Source organism: Aquirufa sp. ROCK2-A2, from assembly GCF_054558485.1.
In genome coordinates this window covers 1-20,266 of record NZ_JBPXKA010000008.1, presented here as the reverse complement: position 1 = coordinate 20,266, position 20,266 = coordinate 1, and the positions used below count along the sequence as shown (strand labels likewise).

General features: G+C 36.9%; 19 protein-coding genes. 15 read left to right on the top strand and 4 right to left on the bottom strand.

Annotated features, from left to right (window positions below; genetic code table 11):
• Window positions 1-34: 34 nt before the first annotated feature.
• Entirely contained in the window at window positions 35-187 is a 153-nt protein-coding gene (locus V7S76_RS10345; RefSeq protein WP_127805456.1) for a DUF4295 domain-containing protein, read from the bottom strand.
• 18 nt (window positions 188-205) lie between these two features.
• On the bottom strand, window positions 206-388 hold the full coding sequence (rpmG, locus tag V7S76_RS10340; protein WP_459489554.1) for a 50S ribosomal protein L33: 183 nt from the start codon (window positions 386-388) through the stop codon (window positions 206-208).
• Between the two features lie 155 nt (window positions 389-543).
• Here rpmG and V7S76_RS10335 point away from each other — a divergent pair, with 155 nt between their 5' ends.
• From V7S76_RS10335 to lon, 7 genes are all read left to right on the top strand, one after another.
• Complete coding sequence (locus tag V7S76_RS10335; RefSeq protein WP_459510028.1) at window positions 544-1,758, top strand: NADH-quinone oxidoreductase subunit D; 1,215 nt, start codon at window positions 544-546, stop codon at window positions 1,756-1,758.
• 9 nt (window positions 1,759-1,767) lie between these two features.
• Window positions 1,768-2,745 carry a polyprenyl synthetase family protein gene (locus V7S76_RS10330; RefSeq protein WP_459510027.1) on the top strand — a complete coding sequence of 326 codons (978 nt, stop codon included), beginning with the start codon at window positions 1,768-1,770 and terminating at the stop codon, window positions 2,743-2,745.
• Between the two features lie 48 nt (window positions 2,746-2,793).
• Complete coding sequence (locus V7S76_RS10325) at window positions 2,794-3,417, top strand: rhomboid family intramembrane serine protease (RefSeq protein ID WP_459510026.1); 624 nt, start codon at window positions 2,794-2,796, stop codon at window positions 3,415-3,417.
• 5 nt (window positions 3,418-3,422) lie between these two features.
• Window positions 3,423-4,583 (top strand): 1-deoxy-D-xylulose-5-phosphate reductoisomerase, encoded by a 1,161-nt coding sequence (locus V7S76_RS10320; protein ID WP_459510025.1) that lies wholly within the window; start codon window positions 3,423-3,425, stop codon window positions 4,581-4,583.
• Between the two features lie 16 nt (window positions 4,584-4,599).
• On the top strand, window positions 4,600-5,991 hold the full coding sequence (gene rseP, locus V7S76_RS10315; RefSeq protein WP_459510023.1) for an RIP metalloprotease RseP: 1,392 nt from the start codon (window positions 4,600-4,602) through the stop codon (window positions 5,989-5,991).
• Between the two features lie 8 nt (window positions 5,992-5,999).
• Window positions 6,000-6,533 (top strand): DUF6702 family protein, encoded by a 534-nt coding sequence (locus V7S76_RS10310; RefSeq protein WP_459510022.1) that lies wholly within the window; start codon window positions 6,000-6,002, stop codon window positions 6,531-6,533.
• Window positions 6,534-6,624: 91 nt separating this feature from the next.
• Window positions 6,625-9,102: an endopeptidase La gene (gene lon, locus V7S76_RS10305; RefSeq protein WP_459510021.1), complete on the top strand. Its 2,478-nt coding sequence runs from the start codon at window positions 6,625-6,627 to the stop codon at window positions 9,100-9,102.
• An 84-nt stretch (window positions 9,103-9,186) separates the two neighbouring features.
• Here the strand turns inward: lon and V7S76_RS10300 are convergent, their stop codons facing one another.
• A complete protein-coding gene (locus tag V7S76_RS10300; protein WP_459510020.1) occupies window positions 9,187-9,549 on the bottom strand; it encodes a four helix bundle protein in 363 nt (120 codons plus the stop codon).
• Window positions 9,550-9,696: 147 nt separating this feature from the next.
• Complete coding sequence (locus V7S76_RS10295) at window positions 9,697-11,619, bottom strand: RecQ family ATP-dependent DNA helicase (protein WP_459510019.1); 1,923 nt, start codon at window positions 11,617-11,619, stop codon at window positions 9,697-9,699.
• Window positions 11,620-11,756: 137 nt separating this feature from the next.
• On the opposite strand from V7S76_RS10295, the gene V7S76_RS10290 reads away from it, so the two are divergent.
• The 8 genes from V7S76_RS10290 to V7S76_RS10255 all read left to right on the top strand — a co-directional run bounded on the left by V7S76_RS10290 (window position 11,757) and on the right by V7S76_RS10255 (window position 19,688).
• Window positions 11,757-13,232 (top strand): DUF4301 family protein, encoded by a 1,476-nt coding sequence (locus V7S76_RS10290; protein WP_459510018.1) that lies wholly within the window; start codon window positions 11,757-11,759, stop codon window positions 13,230-13,232.
• A gap of 264 nt (window positions 13,233-13,496) precedes the next feature.
• Window positions 13,497-14,015, top strand: coding sequence for a hypothetical protein (locus tag V7S76_RS10285; RefSeq protein ID WP_459510017.1), 519 nt, complete (start codon window positions 13,497-13,499; stop codon window positions 14,013-14,015).
• A 63-nt stretch (window positions 14,016-14,078) separates the two neighbouring features.
• Window positions 14,079-14,588, top strand: a complete 510-nt coding sequence (locus V7S76_RS10280; protein ID WP_459510016.1) for a hypothetical protein — start codon at window positions 14,079-14,081, stop codon at window positions 14,586-14,588.
• 42 nt (window positions 14,589-14,630) lie between these two features.
• On the top strand, window positions 14,631-15,116 hold the full coding sequence (locus tag V7S76_RS10275; RefSeq protein ID WP_459510015.1) for a hypothetical protein: 486 nt from the start codon (window positions 14,631-14,633) through the stop codon (window positions 15,114-15,116).
• Window positions 15,117-15,155: 39 nt separating this feature from the next.
• Window positions 15,156-16,343 carry a mannonate dehydratase gene (gene uxuA / locus V7S76_RS10270; RefSeq protein ID WP_459510014.1) on the top strand — a complete coding sequence of 396 codons (1,188 nt, stop codon included), beginning with the start codon at window positions 15,156-15,158 and terminating at the stop codon, window positions 16,341-16,343.
• A gap of 1,774 nt (window positions 16,344-18,117) precedes the next feature.
• On the top strand, window positions 18,118-18,528 hold the full coding sequence (gene rpsL, locus V7S76_RS10265) for a 30S ribosomal protein S12 (protein ID WP_459510013.1): 411 nt from the start codon (window positions 18,118-18,120) through the stop codon (window positions 18,526-18,528).
• 75 nt (window positions 18,529-18,603) lie between these two features.
• The gene (gene rpsG / locus V7S76_RS10260) at window positions 18,604-19,071 is read left to right on the top strand and encodes a 30S ribosomal protein S7 (protein WP_459490751.1); all 468 of its coding nucleotides are present in this window, start codon (window positions 18,604-18,606) and stop codon (window positions 19,069-19,071) included.
• A gap of 209 nt (window positions 19,072-19,280) precedes the next feature.
• Complete coding sequence (locus V7S76_RS10255) at window positions 19,281-19,688, top strand: RrF2 family transcriptional regulator (RefSeq protein ID WP_459490752.1); 408 nt, start codon at window positions 19,281-19,283, stop codon at window positions 19,686-19,688.
• Window positions 19,689-20,266: the final 578 nt, after the last annotated feature.

Below are 20,266 nucleotides of genomic sequence, written 5' to 3'. Positions count from 1 at the left end.
GTAAGCAAAAACCAAAAAATGGGATTGAAAAATACTAGTTTTTCAATGCTGCATTCACATCATCTTGAAGAATGATTTCTTCTTTGAAGGTATATGCTCCTGTGTTTGGATTTTTAACCGCCTTAATGATTTTAGCGTACTTAACGCCACCTTCTTTCTTTAGTGTTGCAACTACTTTCTTTGCCATGATTCCTTGGTATTAAACCTATTTAATTTCTTTATGTAAAGTAACTTTTTTCAATACTGGATTGTATTTTTTTAACTCAATACGAGCCGTTGTATTCTTACGATTTTTTGTCGTGATGTAACGAGACATTCCCGGTACGCCTGACTCTTTGTGCTCCGTGCATTCTAAAATTACTTGAATGCGATTTCCTTTCTTTGCCATAATAGATAAATCTTTTAACGTCTCTTTTTGAAACGGAATGCAAAGATATAAGAATTATTTTTTGCTACAAATATTTATCCTAAAATAATTTATTAAATTAAAGCTAATTCGCAATTCCCTTTTTTTATCATGATTAAATTTAGCATTTTTGTTTAATGAAGTCCCAACAATACCATTTTCTTCCTGAAAATTTTGCCAATTCAGATCCCAACAAATACCAAGTGGAAGGTCTGAAATCGGAGGAAATGATAATTTCCATTGGACCACAACACCCTTCCACACACGGTGTTTTGCGTTTAGAAGTGGTTTCTGATGGTGAATTGGTCGTCGATGTTGTTCCTCATTTAGGTTATTTACACCGTTGTTTTGAAAAGCATGCTGAAGCTTTGCCATTCAATCAAATCATACCTTATGTGGATCGATTGGATTATATGGCTGCCATGAATTCCGAACATGCCTATGTCATGGGAGTGGAAAAATTGTTGAATTTAGAAGGCCAATTGCCCAAAAGAATTGAATATATCCGAGTGTTGGTTGCCGAGTTGAATCGAATTGCTTCCCATTTTGTGGCCATTGGAACTTATGGATTAGATATAGGTGCTTACACGCCTTTTTTGTGGTTAATGCGTGATCGAGAACATATTCAACGCTTGTTGGAATGGCTTTCGGGTGCAAGAATGTTGTATAATTATATTTGGGTCGGAGGTTTGTTTTATGATTTGCCTGTAGGCTTTGAAGAAAAAACAGCTGAATTAGTGCCCATTTTGAAAAATACCATCAAGGAAGTCATTGCTTTGGTGGAAGATAATACCATTTTTATTAAAAGAACAGCTAACATTGGGGTATTGCCGATGGATTTAGCCATCAATTATGGATGTACCGGACCCGTTTTGAGAGGTTCTGGGTTGGAATATGATTTGCGAAAAGTGGATGCCTATTCCGTATATCCAGAAATTGAATTTTCTGTACCTGTCGGAAAAGGAAAAATGGGGTCATTGGGCGACTGTTGGGATAGAAATCACGTTCGTATTAAAGAATGTGAGGAATCAATTAAAATCATTGAGGCTTGTTTGGTACAATTAACGGGTGACCATCGAAGAACCAGAACGTTTAATCCCCAAGAATTTGTCCCCAAAAAAATACGGCCTGCTGCCAAAGATTTGTATGTCCGTGCAGAAAATCCGAAAGGCGAATTAGGTTTCTTCTTTAGAACGGATGGTAGGTCGGATATTCCTCAACGCTTAAAAGTACGTGCTTGCTCTTTCCATCATTTATCCGTGATTCCAACCTTAGCAAAAGGGGCTTATTTAGCTGATTTAGTCGCTATCATTGGTTCTATGGATTTGGTCATGGGAGAAGTGGATCGATAACATTATATCATGATAAAACAATTTTTACCTGCTCTGGAAGACGAAGTTAAACAATTGGATTTGGGAGAAAACCCCATTGAATTGTATGAGCCAATCCGTTATCTAATGGCACTCGGTGGCAAAAGAATGCGACCTGTGTTGAGTTTATTGGCCTATTCTTTATTCAAAAACAATTGGCAAAATGCCATTCGTCCTTCTTTGTCCATTGAGATTTTTCACAATTTCACGTTGATGCATGATGATATCATGGACAAGGCGCCGATTCGAAGAGGGAAACAAACCGTACATGAAAAATGGAACGATAATATTGCCATTCTTTCCGGGGATGTGATGCTGGTGAAGGCTTATGATTATCTGAATGATGCCAAAAATATTTCTCTTGCCGATTTTCAGTATATCTTACAACGTTTCAATAAGACCGCAGCGGAGGTTTGTGAAGGTCAGCAATTGGATATGAATTTTGAAACCAGGGAACAAGTTACTTTGCCTGAATACATTGAGATGATTCGATTAAAAACCTCTGTTTTGGTTGGATTTTCCATGGAATTAGGTGCATTGTTGGCAGGGGCTTCTAGGGAGTTGTCTACTCAGCTTTATCAAATTGGTGAATTAGTTGGTTTAGGTTTTCAGCTCAAAGATGATTTGTTGGATGTTTACGGTGACCCTGTCAAATTTGGCAAACAGGTTGGTGGGGATATTTTAGCGAACAAAAAAACCTATTTGTTGATAAATGCATTAGAAAAAGCTCAAGGGAAACAGTCAGTTGAATTGCAAGATTGGTTATCTCAAACGCAACCTGATCCGCAAGCAAAAGTGGCCGCCATCACACAGATTTATAATTCCTTGTCCATCCATCAACAAACCTCTGAGGAAATTCAATCTTATTTTGATCAAGCATTTGAACGAATGACAGCTCTGGATATCTCAGAAGATAGAAAATTAAGTCTGCTGAACTTTATGTCGGGGTTGGTTGATCGAGAAGTTTAATGTAGATTTGTGACTATTAACGAGCTTCGAATAGAAGCTTTTTGTTTTATGTGGAACTCCATCAGTTTTTTTATTATTCTTGTCAGTATTGCCATCTCATTTATTGCTTTTAGAAGCGACGATTGGATGTCTAAAATGACCATGAATCCGTACCGAATTGCCAATAAGAAAGAATACTGGCGATTTATAACCTCCGGATTCATCCATGCTGATTTTACGCATTTGTTCTTTAACATGTTTTCCTTCTTTTTCTTTGGACTGCAGTTGGAACAAATTTTCATGATTTTATTTCCCAACGTCGGGAATGTGTTATACGTTTTTTTCTATCTATTAGCCATTGTTGTAGCTGATTTGCCTACTTATTTCAAACAAATTAAAAATCCTTATTATAATTCATTAGGAGCTTCTGGTGCGGTTTCTGCTGTGATTTTTGCTGGAATATTGTTTTTCCCAGTGGAGAAAATTTACCTTTTTGGAGTGATTGGAATTCCGGGTTTTATCTATGCAGGTTTATTTACTTGGTATTCCATTGCCATGGATAAGCGTGGAGGTGGTTTTGTGAATCATTCAGCACATTTGTATGGGGGACTTTTTGGATTGGCTTTTATGACTATTTTGTATCCATCTGCTTGGATTACGTTTTTTCAACAAATTAAAACGATGATATGGTAGGCGGAATGAAAAAAATTGCGATTCTTGGTTCGACAGGTTCCATCGGTACTCAAACTTTGGAAGTCATTGAACAGCATCCTTCTCTTTTTCAAGTGGAGGTTTTAACTGCTCAAAATAGTACAGATTTACTGATTGAACAAGCTTTGAAGTGGAATCCTGCCCATGTGGTGATCGGGAATGAAGATCAATACAGCAAAGTAAAGAACGCCTTAGCCTCTACTACTATAGAAGTTCATACAGGTGCCAAAAGTTTAGAGGATCTCGTGCAATTAGATTCGGTGGATGTCGTTTTAACAGCGCTCGTGGGTTATGCAGGATTATTACCGACTATCAAAGCCATTCAAGCGAAGAAAACCATTGCCTTAGCCAACAAAGAAACTTTGGTGGTAGCGGGCGCTTTAATAATGCCTTTGGCTGCCCAAAAAGGAGTTTCTATTTTACCAGTCGATTCAGAGCATTCTGCCATTTTCCAGTGTTTGATGGGAGAACAGCATAATCCGATTGAGAAAATTATTTTAACTGCCTCCGGTGGCCCATTTAGAGGATTTAAAAAGTCGGATTTGGCAAAAGTGAGTCGTGAACAAGCGCTTAAGCACCCAAATTGGTCGATGGGGGCCAAAATTACCATCGATTCAGCTAGTTTGATGAATAAAGGTTTGGAGGTCATTGAGGCAGCTTGGTTATTTGATTTAAAAGCTAGTCAGATTGATGTGGTGGTTCACCCGCAATCCATCGTTCATTCTTTGGTTCAATTTGAAGACAGCTCCATTAAAGCTCAATTAGGATTACCAGATATGAAACTGCCGATTCAATTTGCGTTGGCTTATCCGAATCGAATTTTGGCTAATTTTCCAAGATTTGATTTCAAAAATTACGCTAATTTAACATTTGAGGAAGCGGATACAGATACATTTAGGAATTTGGGTTTGGCTTTTCAAGCATTGGATAAGGGTGGAAATATGGCTTGCATGCTAAATGCAGCGAATGAAATTGCTGTTGAATCATTTTTGAAAAATGAAATTGGATTTTTAGAAATGTCAGATTTAAACGAATATTGCATGTCGGAGGGAACTTTTTTGAGCTCTCCAAGCTTAGATGACTATATTCAAACGGATAAATTAAGTAGAGAATTGGCGAAAGCCTGGGTAAAAAATAACAAGAATTAATAAATAGAAAGATCGCATGGAAGGTTTGATTATGGCTGGGCAATTGATTTTAGGATTGTCAATATTGGTTACACTACACGAATTTGGGCATTTTATTACTGCCAAATGGTTTAAAATGCGGGTAGAAAAGTTTTATCTTTTTTTCGATTTTTTATTTCCTATTCCTACCGTATTGAATTTTGCTTTGTTTAAAAAGAAAGTAGGAGATACGGAATATGGTTTAGGTTGGTTTCCTTTAGGAGGTTATGTTTCTATTTCAGGTATGATTGATGAAACGCAAGATGCGGAAACGTTATCTAAGGAACCAGAGCCTTGGGAATTCCGTGCAAAACCCGCTTGGCAACGCTTAATCGTTATGTTGGGTGGTGTGATCGTGAATGTCATTACAGGTGTTGTGATTTTTGTTTGTTTAACCTATTCGAACGGGAATAACTACATTTCTAAAAATGATTTGAATAAAAATGGGATCGTTGCGCTGGAATTAGGGAAGCAAATTGGATTAAAAACGGGAGATAAAATATTGAAAATAAATGGGGCCGACTTTAAAAGCGCTGCTGATTTAAGAGCATCCGATGTGCTTTTAGGAGACAATTCTTCCTACACTGTTTTGCGTGGAAATCAAGAAATTGTTGTAAAGATTCCTTCTAATTTCATTGAGAAATTGAGTGATAAAAAGGCGGCCTTTATTGAGCCTATGTCGAAATTCCGTGTTGCGGAAGTTGCAGCACCGAATCCTCCTTCATTATTGGACAAGCTTTTTGGTAGTAAATCGGAAGAAATGCTTCCTGCTTTAGCGGCAGGCTTAAAAGCTGGAGATTTTATTACTTCGGTCAATAATCAACCTATTCAATTTTATCACGAAGCAAAGGAGAAATTAGCTCAAGAAGCTGGAAAGCCTATTAAATTAGGAATCTTGCGAAATGGCAAAGCGGATACTTTGAGCATGGTGGTGGCGAATTCTGGTCAAATTGGATTCTTAGCAGAGATGTTATTGAAGCCTACCCATGAAGATTATACCTTTTCTGAAGCCGCTGGTATTGGTACTTCTCGCGCCTTTTCTGTGATTTCGGATAATATCCGTGGATTTAAGAAAATAGCCACAGGTGATGTATCTGCTTCGAAGGCATTAAGTGGCCCGATTGGTATCGCACAAATGTTTGGTGGTGTTTGGGATTGGAATCGTTTTTGGATGTTGACCGGATTATTATCAATGGCATTGGCTTTCATGAATATTCTGCCAATTCCAGCTTTAGATGGTGGACATGCTATATTTTTATTATACGAAATGATTACGGGTAAGCCTGCGTCTATTAAAGTGTTAGAACGCGCGCAACAAATTGGAATGATGATTTTGTTGGCTTTGATGGCCTATACTTTTGGTAACGATTTATTCAAAGCTTTCTTTTAAATTCATCGATGAATCATCTTTTTTTTAATACCATTATTCGAAAAGGATTATTCATCGGTTTTTTGTGCATCTGTTCATTTGAAGTTCTTGCTACTTCAAATTCAGAAATACACCCTTTTCATACTTCTGTAAGTGAATGTGTTTACAATGAAAAAGAGAAAGTTTGGGATCTTAGCATTCGCTTGTTTCAAGATGATTTTGAGCAAGCCTTGAGTGCATTTCAATCCAAAAAATTTCAATTTCAATTCGCTTCAGAGGCAGATGCCTTGTTGGAAGCTTACATTCGAAAAAATGTAGGCTTTCAAGTGAATAAAAAATTGCAAACCCCATATCGTTGGATTGGTTGGGAAACCCAGGGGGATGCTGTTTGGATCTATATAGAAATACCTACGGAAAGTGATTTTTCAGGAGTCTATTTTCAAAATAGTCTGCTTTGTGAAACCTTTTCTGACCAAACTAATTTATTACATGTTGCCAAAAAAGAGCAGAAACGGTCTTATTTATTTCAAAAAAATCAAGTTGTTCATCCACTATCTTGGTAAATAGGTATGACAACTTGTCTTGTGGCATACTTTTTGCCAATAAGTGGTTCCGTTAAAGCAAACGTGCAGAGAAATTTTAATATATGTGTCTATGAATAACCCAAATGACATTTTTAAGCATTTGAATTTATCCGATATGTCGGATTTTGAAAATATTGAATTAATACCCATCGGTTCTGAAGGAGTTAATCAAGATGACAAAATGAGCGTTTTGTCAGATGAACTTTCCATTCTACCCATTCGAAATATTGTTTTATTTCCTGGAATGGTGATTCCCATAACGGTTAGTCGCCAAAAATCTGTTCGTCTTGTAAAAAAAGCCTACAAGGGTGACCGTACGATTGGAGTTATTACGCAATCCAATAATTCCAAAGATGAACCCAAACCAGACGACTTATATAAAGTGGGAACGGTGGCACATATCGTTAAAATGTTTGTTTTGCCGGGTGGAAATACCACAATTATCGTTCAAGGCAGAAAGCGTTTTGAAGTGAAAGAATACGTCAAAACAGAACCAAATTTAGTTGCCAAAGTAGAATATTGGGAAGATAATTTCCCTAAAAAATTGAACAAGGAAAACAAAGCTTTGGTATCCACTTTGAAAGAATCCGCATTAAAGATTTTAAATCTGAATCCGGAAATTCCAAGAGAAGCTCAAATTGCGATCGATAATATCGAAACCTCTGCCTTTTTGGTTCACTTTTTATCTTCCAATATCAATGCTGAATTGAAGGATAAACAAGCTTTGTTGGAAACGAAAGATGGTATCGAACAAGCTACTCATTTGTTGGAATTTATGTTGAAAGACATCCAACATTTAGAATTGAAAAGAGAAATTCAGAGTAAAGCCTCTAGCGATATTGATCAACAACAAAGGGATTATTACATCCGTCAGCAAATCAAAGTGTTGCAAGAAGAATTGGGAGTTGAAAGTCCAGAGCAAGAATTGGATGGACTACGTTCCAAAGGGGCAAAAAAGAAATGGAGTAAAGAGGTGAATGACTTTTTCAACAAAGAATTAGCTAAGCTTCAACGAACCAACTCCATGTCGGCAGAATACCCGATGTTGATGAATTTTGTCGAATTATTGGTGGATTTGCCTTGGGCAGAATATACCAAAGACAATTTTGATCTTCAGAAAGCGAAACGAATTTTAGATGCTGATCATGCTGGATTAGAGAAAGTCAAGGAAAGAATCATCGAATATTTGGCTGTTTTGAAAATGAAAGGCGATATGAAGGCCCCTATTTTATGTCTTTATGGCCCTCCGGGGGTTGGTAAGACATCTTTGGGGCGTTCCATTGCCAAAGCGATTGGCCGTAAATATGTTCGGATGGCTTTAGGAGGCTTGCGAGATGAAGCTGAAATCAGGGGACATCGTAAAACCTATATCGGTGCTATGCCGGGGAAAGTCATTCAAAATATTAAAAAATCAGGTTCTTCCAATCCGGTATTTATTTTAGATGAAATTGATAAAGTAGGTTCTGACCACCGAGGTGATCCTTCTTCTGCTTTATTGGAAGTATTGGATCCAGAACAAAACAATAGCTTCATGGATAATTATTTGGAGGTTGAATATGATTTGTCGAAAGTTATGTTCATTGCTACTGCCAATAATTTAGATACCATTCATCCTGCTTTGAGAGACCGTATGGAAATCATAGAAGTGAGTGGTTATACCATTGAGGAGAAGGTCCAAATTGCCAAAAAGCACTTGTTGCCTAAACAAAAGAAAGAGCATGGTGTAGAAAAAGCGGTTTTTAATTTAAGTGATGCAGCTATTCAAAAATTGGTGGAAGGTTATACCCGTGAATCGGGTGTACGTAAATTGGAACAAGAAATTGGTCGCTTGGTTAGAAAAATCACCAAATCCATTGCGATGGATGAATCTTTCCCTTCGAAAGTGCAGCCAGCAGATGTGGTCCGCTTATTGGGACAAGAAATTTTTGACAAGGATACCTATGAAAGCAATGAATATGCTGGAGTTGTAACGGGTTTGGCATGGACACCGGTGGGAGGGGATATACTTTTCATTGAAACCTTGTTGAACAAAGGAAAGGGTCAATTGACGCTTTCGGGTCAATTAGGGGATGTGATGAAGGAATCTGCTATGGCGGCTTTGAGTTTCTTAAAGGCTCATTCTGATGATTTAGGAATCGATTATCGAGTGTTTGATCAATACAATTTACATATTCACGTTCCAGCAGGAGCGGTACCCAAAGATGGTCCTTCGGCAGGTATTACTATGTTGACAGCCATTGCTTCTGCCTTGACACAAAGAAGAGTAAAATCCAATTTGGCCATGACAGGCGAGATTACGTTGCGAGGAAAGGTCTTACCGGTAGGAGGAATCAAAGAAAAAATCTTAGCGGCCAAACGCGCGGGAATCAAGGAAATCATCATGTGCTACAAAAACCGCAAGGATGTGGAAGAAATTGAACCCAATTATATCTCTGACTTGACGTTCCATTATGTGGAAAATGCCAATGAAGTATTAAAAATTGCTCTGTTGGAAGAGAAAGTAAGTAATCCGGTTAACTTTGTTTTTCAGGAGGAAAAAGCGAAATAGGTAAAAGAAGAGAGAAAACTGGAAGAGAGAAGAGAAAAAATGGGAAGAGAGAAGAGAAAAAATGGGAAGAGAGAAAATGGGATTTTACTTGTTGTTATTTCTTTTCAATGTATGAATGCTTGCTACAATTATATTCAGCATTTCTTCAATTTCATTCAATAAATTATCCGATTGAAATTGATCCAAAAAATTTAATTCCTTAAGAAGTCGAATCCAATAACGAGATTCAAGAGCTACTTTGTGAACAATTGATAATTTGAAATTAAAATCATTTTTCGAAAATCCGCCAATTGCCTCTTCTAGATTTGCTCCAATGGAAGTAGAGGCCCTAATTAACTGTTTTGTAAGAATATACTCATTATCTCTTTTACTGATAATTCTGCAAATAGTAAAACAATTTATGGCGAAAATAAATGCCTTTTTTTGAAGAATATTTTCTCGTTTCATATCGGGTTATTTTTCCTCAAAATTGATAATTCGGAATTTATTCCAGAAATATTTTCTTGATAAAATTATCCAACTTACTTGTAAAAATATATCTTCCCGTTTTCTCTCTTCTCTCTTCTCTCTTCTCTCTTCTCTAAAATCTAATAACTATTTCCCTGTCAATCCAATTTCGTCAAAACTCGTATAAATCACCTCGCCTTGATCTAGGCAATATTGAACTAGTTTGATCACTTCTTTTTCGGCCATTGGACGCAGGCAGTCGACAATCATTTGTATGGATAATGATCCATTTTTAAGATAATTCAACAATAATATTCTTTCTTCTTCATTTCCTTCTGGAAATGCCTTCCCGGTACTTTCTTTTTTTCGTTGGATGCAGACATCGCAAATGCCACAATTTTGATCCAAATTTTCTCCAAAATAGGCCACGATTTGCCTGGTTCGGCAACTATTTTTTTGGCGAACGAAATGTTCAACAGCCTCTATTTTCAATAAGCTTTTATTCTTTTTGGTCAAATAATTCGACCAATTGATCGGTAAGTGTTGAATGCTAGCTCGAGGTGTTAGGAAGGAAATTTTGGGTAATCCATTTTGTTTGTCGTAATCCAATACCTCAAATTTTTCCAATAATGACAAGGATTTTTCCACCTCCGCAATGGGCATTTTCACCTGTTGAGAAATTTGAAATTCAGATATATTGGCAAAATCGGTATATAGGTTACCTCCATATAATCGCAAAAGAGCCTTTAAAATAGATTCAAATTTTTTGTTCCGAATTTGAAAATCATATAATTCGGTGGCGTTAATATTGATTTTGATTTTGGAAGATTGATTCGATGCTTCATTTAATAATATGAGTCCTTCACTTTCCAATACTTTCAATGCATAAAATGTTTCAGAACTTGGAAGTTGAAAGCGTTTGGCGAGTTCTTGCCAATTGAAATCATAGGTTGCAAATTCCGCACTTCCTTCTGCGACTTGTAGGTAATTACAAATGGCTTGATAGGTTCTTTTTAAAATATCAGCATCGGGGAAGGATTTTTCCCATTGTGCTTTTAATTCGATCAGATCTTTTTCTTCCAATAATACGGCTGCGTAAGCTTTTTTTTCATCTCTTCCCGCTCTACCAGCTTCTTGATAATAGGCTTCCAAGGAATCGGGTAAATCCATGTGTACCACCAAACGTACATTCGGTTTATCGATACCCATTCCAAAAGCATTGGTAGCCACGATACAGTCAATTTTTCCTTGAATCCAGTCGCTTTGTCTTTGACTTCTTGTTTTAGTGTCCAATCCAGCATGATAAAAATGGGCATTGATGCCATTTTTGCTCAAATGTTCTGCTATTTCTTGGGTTTTTCTTCTGTTTCTAGCGTAAACAATGGAAGATCCAGGGACACTTTGAAGCATTTTTAGTACTTTTTGGTCTTTATTTTCCTCCCAAATGACGGAATAGGATAGGTTGGCCCGACTAAAACTTTTCTGAAAAATTTGAGGTTTTTTTAGTTCTAGTTTTTGAATGATGTCCATCTTAACTTCTTCATTGGCGGAGGCAGTTAAAGCAATACACGGAACGAGCGGAAATAAATTTTTAAACGAACTAATTTCTAGGTATGGAGGACGGAAGTCGTAACCCCATTGTGAAATGCAATGTGCTTCATCGATTACCAAAAGTCCGATTTTCATCAATTTGGCTCGTTCAATGAATAATTCCGTTTTTAGTCTTTCTGGAGAAACATACAGGAATTTCGTTTTTCCGTAGATGCAATTGTCTAAAAGGATATCAATTTGACGGGCATGCATTCCAGAGTAAATGGCTACTGCCGAAATACCTCGTTTATTTAATTGTTCCACTTGGTCTTGCATCAAAGCAATTAAAGGCGAAATAACGATGCAAATTCCTTCTTTAGCCAAAGCGGGCACTTGAAAGCAAATGGATTTTCCCCCTCCGGTTGGCAATAGGGCTAAGGTATCATGGTTATCGATCACAGAAAGAATGATTTCTTCCTGCATTGGGCGGAATTGAGAATAACCCCAATTGTTTTTTAAAATCTGATGTATGCTCTCCATGAATATTCAAAGCTACCAAAAAAACTAATTGACTAGTAGGTAAAAAAAATAGAAATAAATAAACTGATAATCTTTTCTAAATAAAATTTGGTGTATATGGTCTTAAAAAACTATTTTTATGCTCAATCTCAATAATTATGCTGACAGAAAACGACAAAATTCAACTCGCTCAAAAAGGTATTAGTCAAGCTGAAATAAATCAGCAAATTGATTTTTTTAGAAATGGGTTTCCATGGATGAATTTAGGTAAAGCAGCCACTCCCAATGATGGTGTCTTGCAATTATCCTCAGCAGAGATTGAAAAGTATCAACAATTATTTGATCAAAAGAAATCAGAACTCTCTATTTTGAAAATGGTGCCTGCTTCGGGCGCTGCCACGAGGATGTTTAAATCCTTGTTTGAGCATTTAACAGAAGATAAAGAGAACAAGGAATCCAAAGTGTTTTTCGAGCGTATTAGTGAATTTGCTTTTGCTCCCGCATTGAAGAAGTTGTTGCCTGAATGGTCTACGGAAAAAGAAATTTTGGAAACTCTTTTGCTTTCTTATGGACTTGATTACGGTTCTTTACCCAAAGGATTGTTGGCTTTTCATTTTTATCCAGAAGGGCCTAGAACTCCTTTAGAGGAACATTTGGTGGAGGCGGCTGCTTATGCTTCCGATAGTAAAACCGCTAAATTGCATTTTACCGTTTCTCCGGAACATCGGTCCCGTTTTGAGACCTTGGTCGCTCAAGTGGTGCCAGCAATGCAAGAAAAATTTGGCATACAATTTAATATTTCCTTCTCTGAACAAAAACCTTCCACAGATACCGTTGCGGTTGATTTGAACAATGATTTATTCAGAGAATCGGATGGTGCTTTATTGTTTAGACCCGCGGGCCATGGTGCCTTGTTGGAAAATTTGAACGACTTAGATGCTGACATCATTTTTATCAAAAATATCGATAACGTCGTTCCAGATCATTTGAAGGAGCCAACCATTGTCTATAAAAAGGTGCTAGGGGGCTTATTGATTGAAATTTTGAGTAAAATCATTGAATTGATTTCGCGTTTACGTACAATTCCAACCGACGCTTCCATTGAGGAGGCAAAATCGTTTGCGGCACAATTTTTAGGAATGGAATTGGCAGATAATTTTGAATCCAAAACCTTATCAGAAAAAATAGATTTGTTATCCTCGGTATTGAATCGGCCTACCCGGATTTGTGGGGTGGTGAAGAATACGGGAGAACCCGGAGGTGGGCCATTTTGGTGCAAAGATATCGAAGGAAACAGCACTCTGCAGTTGGTTGAATCGGCGCAAGTGGATGCTTCGGATGCAAGTCAAATGTCAATTTTCACCGGATCAACGCATTTTAATCCCGTTGATTTGGTGTGTTCGTCTAGAGATATTCATGGCGAAAAATTTGATTTATTGCGTTATAGAGATATGTCGACAGGTTTTATTACCGAAAAAACCAAAGATGGCAGAAAATTAAAAGCACAAGAATTGCCAGGTTTGTGGAATGGCGCGATGGCTTATTGGAATACGATTTTTGTGGAAGTTCCCTTGGAAACATTTAATCCAGTGAAAACGGTCAATGATTTGCTGAGAGATTCGCACCAAAACTAAATAGGTTTTTGGCTTTATAAAAAAAGCACTATTTTTGTGGACTTTAAGAAATTAGAGTAAAGTATATAAATGCTTGATTACTCAAACCTTGTTTGGACTCCAGACAAGGTTTTTTGTTTGTTGGCAGTGAGGAAAGGTAAGATAAAGGAGATAAATTGATGGAACGAAAACATGTTCAATAAAAAATCCGTAAAAATTTAAATGTTTCAAAAATAAAATTAATTTTGAGAAACCAAGTGAACCTAACCTCTACTATTTCAACTAATGGAAAAAGTCTATTTTCAAAATAACAATGCCAACTTGCCGATAGAGCTCAATTTGAATAATGCAAATTTGGTGTCTATTTTGCCACAATTCGAAGACTCAGTTTTTCTTCCTTCCGGTACTATTGAAATGACCATAAGTACTCGAATTTTGGGTATCAAACTCGTAAAGGAAAAGCATATCATCGACATAAAGGAGGGGGTTAATAATGTATCTATTCAATTAGATGAAATTTTAGATAAGGTATATGGTCATCAAATAGGAGCTATTTGGTGTGGAATTCTACTTCTACAATCCACGATAAATTCTAAGAAAATAGCATTTAATTTTACCAATCTTTCCTATTATTTCAAAGATTTACTGTTTTTAATAGGTTTCTTTTCTTTGGTATTTTTTACCTCATCCTACCTTTATTTAAGTTTTCGGGATTACCACAGATATAAGAAATTGGCCCATATTTTTGTAGTGAGTAACTCGCGTTTGGCTGTACCTAGCGCGAACGAAGAATTGAACTTTTAGTATATTTATTTAACAATACGTAGAAACGATACCTTTAATAACAATTTCAACTTAACCTAAAACATGGAAAAAGTCTACTTCCAAAACCACACTAAATTGCCAATCCAAATCTATTCAGGCACTACCAAAGAAATAGCCATTAGTCCTTACTCAGAGGATTGGTTTAGGCTACCTGTTGGTACATCTGACATTCTTATTGACGCCACAATGGATGGCTATACGAGGAGAAGAGAAAGTCATAAAATTTTTGTAGGAGAGGGGGATAACCACGTGAATATTCGAACAGATAAGATTTTTGAAAAAAAACACACCATCATTTCTTTGGTTTGGGGTTTATTCTTTTTGATAAATTCGTTCATCCATCCTCCTCATTGGACCTTTCATTTAGGTTTTCTGACCATCGATTTCTATTACATCTACTGGACTTTTTTTATTTCCTTTTTTGGTTTTCATTGTTTTCAGGCCATGCGGATGTATAAAATGCTGAAAGAAATGCCTACCTTATTTAAACTTGAAGCGAATGCTTCCTCAATTTCTGAAACGGTGACTGAGGCTCTCGAAGCCACAAAATAATTGATTCAATAAATTCAACATCCTCTACCTAATTGCCAAACCATGGAAAAAGTCTATTTTCAAAATTATACCACGCAGCAGATTAATCTAAATATTGATAATAGGGAAATACATTTAGCTCCGCAATTTGAGGAATGGACTATTCTACCACAAGGACCTACAAATATCATTCTTACTTCTTATTTAGGTGGTTTTAAAAAGAAAAGGGAAACCTTTCAGATTGAAATTAAGGAGGGAACAAATTATGTCGATATTCTCATGGATGAGGAGGTACAAAAGTATTCACCTCGTCCAACTAACTTATTGACAATTATATTTCTTTTGAATGTCATTCCATCCTTTGTGAATGAGCACAAGCCTTTAATAGATATGCGTTTTTTTGTGTTTGACACCTTTCATTTGAGTTTAAGCATTGCAGTCATGATGGCATTTTCACAATTAAATTCTAACCTGAAAGCTCAACGAAGAATTCAACAATTATCAACTGTTTTTGTATTAGACGTTCATTCATCAAATTTGAGTAAATAAGCGGCTGTTTTTTCTTTTCTTTGTATAAAAATGAAATTTATGGCATTAGAGCAAACATGGCGTTGGTTTGGCCCCAACGATCCTGTCAAATTAAGTGATGTGCGTCAAGCAGGTGCTACAGGAATTGTTAGTGCCTTGCATCAAATTCCGAACGGTCAAGTTTGGGAACTAGCCGATATATTGGAAAGAAAAAGCATCATTGAAGCTGCTGGTTTAACATGGTCAGTGATTGAAAGTATTCCAATTCATGAAGATATCAAAACAAAAACGGGTAATTATAAGACTTATATAGAGAATTATAAGCAATCCATTCGAAATGTAGGCAAGGCAGGATTGAAAACCGTTTGTTATAATTTCATGCCGATATTGGATTGGACAAGAACAGATTTGGATTTTAGATTTCCAGACGGTTCCACAGGATTGCGATTTGATGCCGCCGAATTTGCTGCATTTGAATTATTTTTATTGAAGAGGCCAGGCGCAGAGGAGCATTATTCTGCTGAGCAAAAAGGTAGAGCCCAAAAATGGTTTGAACAATCGTCTACTGCACAACAAGAGAAGTTGATCCGAAATGTGATTGCTGGCCTTCCAGGTAGCGAAGAAAGTTTTACCTTAGTTTCTTTCCAAAAAGCTTTGGATACATATAAAGAAATCGGAGATGCTGAATTGAGACAGCATTTGTATGAATTTATTCGGGAAATTAGTCCTGTTGCTGAGGAGGAGGGTGTTAATTTATCCATTCATCCGGATGATCCACCTTATCCTATTTTGGGTTTACCTCGTGTGGTCAGTACGGAATCGGATGCGCAACAATTGTTGGCGGCATACGAAAGTCCTGTGAATGGTTTGTGTTTTTGCACGGGCAGCTATGGTGTTCGGGAAGACAATGATTTAGTGGGCATGGTGGAACGCTTAGGTGATCGAATTAATTTTATTCATTTAAGAGCTACTAGACGAGATGAGTTTGGTAATTTTCATGAAGCAGATCATTTGGATGGAGATGTGGATATGTTTGGAGTGATGAAAGCCTTGGTCATGCAACAGAAAAAAAGGGAGCAGGAGGGTAGAGCTGATTTAAGTATGCCATTTAGACCTGACCACGGACATCGAATGTTGGATGATTTACAAGAAGGCAAAAAAACAAATCCAGGTTATACCGCGATTGGTCGTTTGCGTGGCTTGGCAGAATTACGCGGTTTGGAAATGGGGATAAGGGGGATGTTGTAATTATGAGTGATGCGTGATGAATTATGAGTTATGGATTATAAGGCATGAATATATTGTAAACTATTAAGTCAATTTTTTACAATCATATTTCATAACTCATAATTCAATTTATCATGTTTTTTTATGGGAGAATACCTTCCCCTTACCCCCTGCAATTTACGGGTTAATAATTTCAGTTGTTTGATAAAATGCTTTTGATCCCACCGCCAAACATAGTGGGTTTTTAAAACGGAATTTTAGAGATTAGACATAAGTGCTTCAGGCCGGGTCCTGTTAATGCCGAACGAAGGAGTAATCCAGTTCGTTTAGAAAACAATAGTTAATAATGCGGATTATGGGGTAAAACCTCTAATTGAATTTTTTCGTGCTGCTGGTTGTAAAAAACATGATAAACATAGCCGCTATAAATCGACAGGCTCAATAACCCTACTGCGACAAGCTCAGTAACCGCGCACAGCCACCTTTGGCAATCACAAAAAAATTGTTTTGAAAGTTAACTAATCTTGTCTTTAATGGTTAATCCGACGAAAGATTTGAACGAAGTGGTAGGCGGAGCTTTGACAATGCGCATGGGGTATGTGCGTCAGAGTCAAAGAAAATAGCCGATAACGCAGTGAAAATCGATCAGTCAGCCGACTGATTCGTCTTGGATTAACTGGCAGAAAATGAGTTTTTTTGTTTCTTTTTTTCTAAAAAAAAGAAATGCCAAAGAAAAAGAATTAGCCATTAAATGGCAATGTTATATGGATTGTTGAGATATTAATGAATATGTTAACTCTTAATTCGCAATAGTTGATTTGAAATATCAGTTTCTAATTAGTTAATCTGATTTTCTTTTTTTAGGGGGACATGGGTCCCCTTACCCCCTGCAATTTACGGGTTAATAATTTCAGTTGTTTGATAAAATGCTTTTGATCCCACCGCCAAACATGAGGGTTTTTAAAACGGAATTTTAGAGACTTGATATATGTGCTTCAGGCAGGGTCCTGTTTATGCCGAACGCAGGAGTAATCCAGTTCGTTTAGAAAACAATAGTTAATAATGTGGATTATGGGGTAAAACTTCTAATTGAATTTTTTCGTGCTGCTGGTTGTAAAAAACATGATAAACATAGCCGCTATAAATCGATAGGCTCAATAACCCCCTACTGCGACAAGCTCAGTAACCGCGCTCAGCCACCTTTGGCAATCACAAAAAAATTGTTTTGAAGGTTAAATAATCTTGTCTTTAATGGTTAATCCGACGAAAGATTTGAACGAAGTGGTAGGCGGAGCTTTGACAATGCGCATGGGGTATGTGCGTCAGAGTCAAAGAAAATAGCCGATAACGCAGTGAAAATCGATCAGTCAGCCGACTGATTCGTCTTGGATTAACTGGCAGAAAATGAGTTTTTTTGTTTCTTTTTTTCTGAAAAAAAATGCCAAAGAAAAAGAATTAGCCAATAAATGGCAATGTTATATGGAATGTTGAGATATATAATGAATATGTTAAGTCTTAATTCGCATTAATTGATTTGAAATATCAGTTTCTAATTAGTTAATCTGATTTTCTTTTTTTAGGGGGACATGGGTCCCCTTACCCCCTGCAATTTACGGGTTAAAAAGTTCAAGTGTTTGATAATATTTCAGGTAATATCATTTTAGGAAATTTCTTTGTTTGTTCCAAAAATCTTTTTAACTTTGCACCCCCGTTCTTATGTGATTGTCGATTTAGGTCTGATTATCAGCATGAAAGGGATAAAAGAAATTTAAAATTTAAACGGTAATTATTTAAAATGCCAACTATTCAGCAATTAGTGCGCAAGGGCCGTGAGCAAATGACTTGGAAATCTAAGTCACCAGCTTTGGATTCTTGTCCACAAAGAAGAGGAGTTTGTACTCGTGTATACACGACAACTCCAAAGAAACCCAACTCGGCTATGCGTAAAGTAGCCCGTGTTCGTTTAACGAACCAAAAAGAAGTTAATGCTTACATTCCAGGTGAGGGTCACAACTTGCAAGAGCACTCAATCGTTTTGATTCGTGGTGGTCGTGTGAAGGATTTACCAGGTGTACGTTATCACATCATTCGTGGAGCCTTGGATACAGCCGGTGTTAGCGGTCGTTTACAATCTCGTTCGAAGTATGGTGCTAAGCGTCCAAAACCAGGTCAAGTAGCTGCTCCTACTAAAGGAAAGAAAAAGTAATTAATTATTATTAACTGAAAGATCCAGTATGCCTAGTTAGGGCAGAAGTTGGGTTGAATTTAAAAAATTAACAAAATGAGAAAGGCGAAACCAAAAAAACGCTATATTTTACCAGATCCTAAATTCAGGGATGTATTAGTAACCAAGTTTGTCAATAACTTAATGTACGACGGAAAAAAATCAGTGGCTTTCACGATTTTTTATGATGCGTTAGATAAAGTAGAGGAGCGTACAAAGGAAAATGGCTTAGAGACTTGGAAAAAAGCATTAAACAATGTAATGCCATCTGTAGAAGTAAAGAGTCGCCGTGTAGGTGGCGCTAACTTTCAGGTTCCAACCGAAGTGCGAGCTGAACGCAAAGTAGCGTTAGGAATGAAGTGGTTAATTTTATATGCTAGAAAGCGTGGAGACAAAACAATGATGGATCGCCTAGCGAACGAAATCATTGCAGCGGCGAAAGGTGAAGGAGCAGCAGTTAAGAAAAAAGATGATACTCACCGTATGGCGGAGGCGAACAAAGCGTTCTCTCACTTCCGTTTCTAGTTTGAATCAATTCTTGATTATAGTAAAAAAGGCTTCAGAAATGAAGCCTTTTTTTAGTTATTTGTTATTAGTTTTTAGTTATTAGTTTTTTTACTTACCTCTTAAATTTACCTACTACCTACTACCTTACCTCTCTACTTTCTCTATAGATTTGACTATTCTTGTTAAATTGTTTAGCTTTGAAGGCATTTCTAACAAATTGAATAAATATGATTTCCAAAAAGGCTAAATATGCTTTAAAAGCATTGAAGGTATTGGCGCAAGCGTATGATAAAGGACCTTTATTGATCTCACATATCGCTGAATCGGAAAATATTCCCAAAAAATTTTTAGAAGCTATATTACTCGAATTACGTAATCACGGAATTTTGCAGAGTCAAAAAGGCAAAGGCGGTGGATATTATTTACGAATTCCACCCGATCAAGTGACGTTTGCTAAGATTATTCGAATTGTTGATGGCCCCATTGCGCCTGCATTGTGTGTTTCCTTGCATTTTTATGGGAAATGTGACGATTGTGTGGACGAGGAAACATGTAAACTGCGGACCGTTTTGGCACAATGGAGAGACGCCAATTTATCGGTGCTAGAAAAAACTACATTGGATCAGTTGCTGTAGTTGAAGGGAGAATAGAGGAATACCTATTACCTATTACCTAAAAATGCCATTTATTGGATAATTTATTTTCCATGGCATTTCTTTTTTTAGAAAAAAAGAAACCTATTTTCTTCCAGTTAATCCAAGACGATTCAGTCAGCTGACTGACCGATTTTCACTACGCTTTCGGCTATTTTCTTTCACCCTGACGCACATCGCTCATGTGCATTGTCAAAGCTCCGCCTACCGCTTCGCTCAAATCTTTCGTCGGATTAACCGCAAATTCCTTTATAAGATCTAAAAATAAATAACGTTCGCTGATCTCGTTTACCGAGCCTGTCGATTCTGGTTACTGAGCTTGACGAAGTATCGAAGCCAAAAGCGGTAATTAAGAGATTAATCATTGGAAAATTCAACCCTTAAATCGCATTATTAGTGTTTGGTTATTAGTGTTTGGTATTTAATTTTTAACTTACCTATTACCTATTACCTATTACCTATTACCTATTACCTATTACCTATTACCTATTACCTATTACCTATTACCTATTACCTATTACCTATTACCTATTACCTATTACCTATTACCTATTACCTAT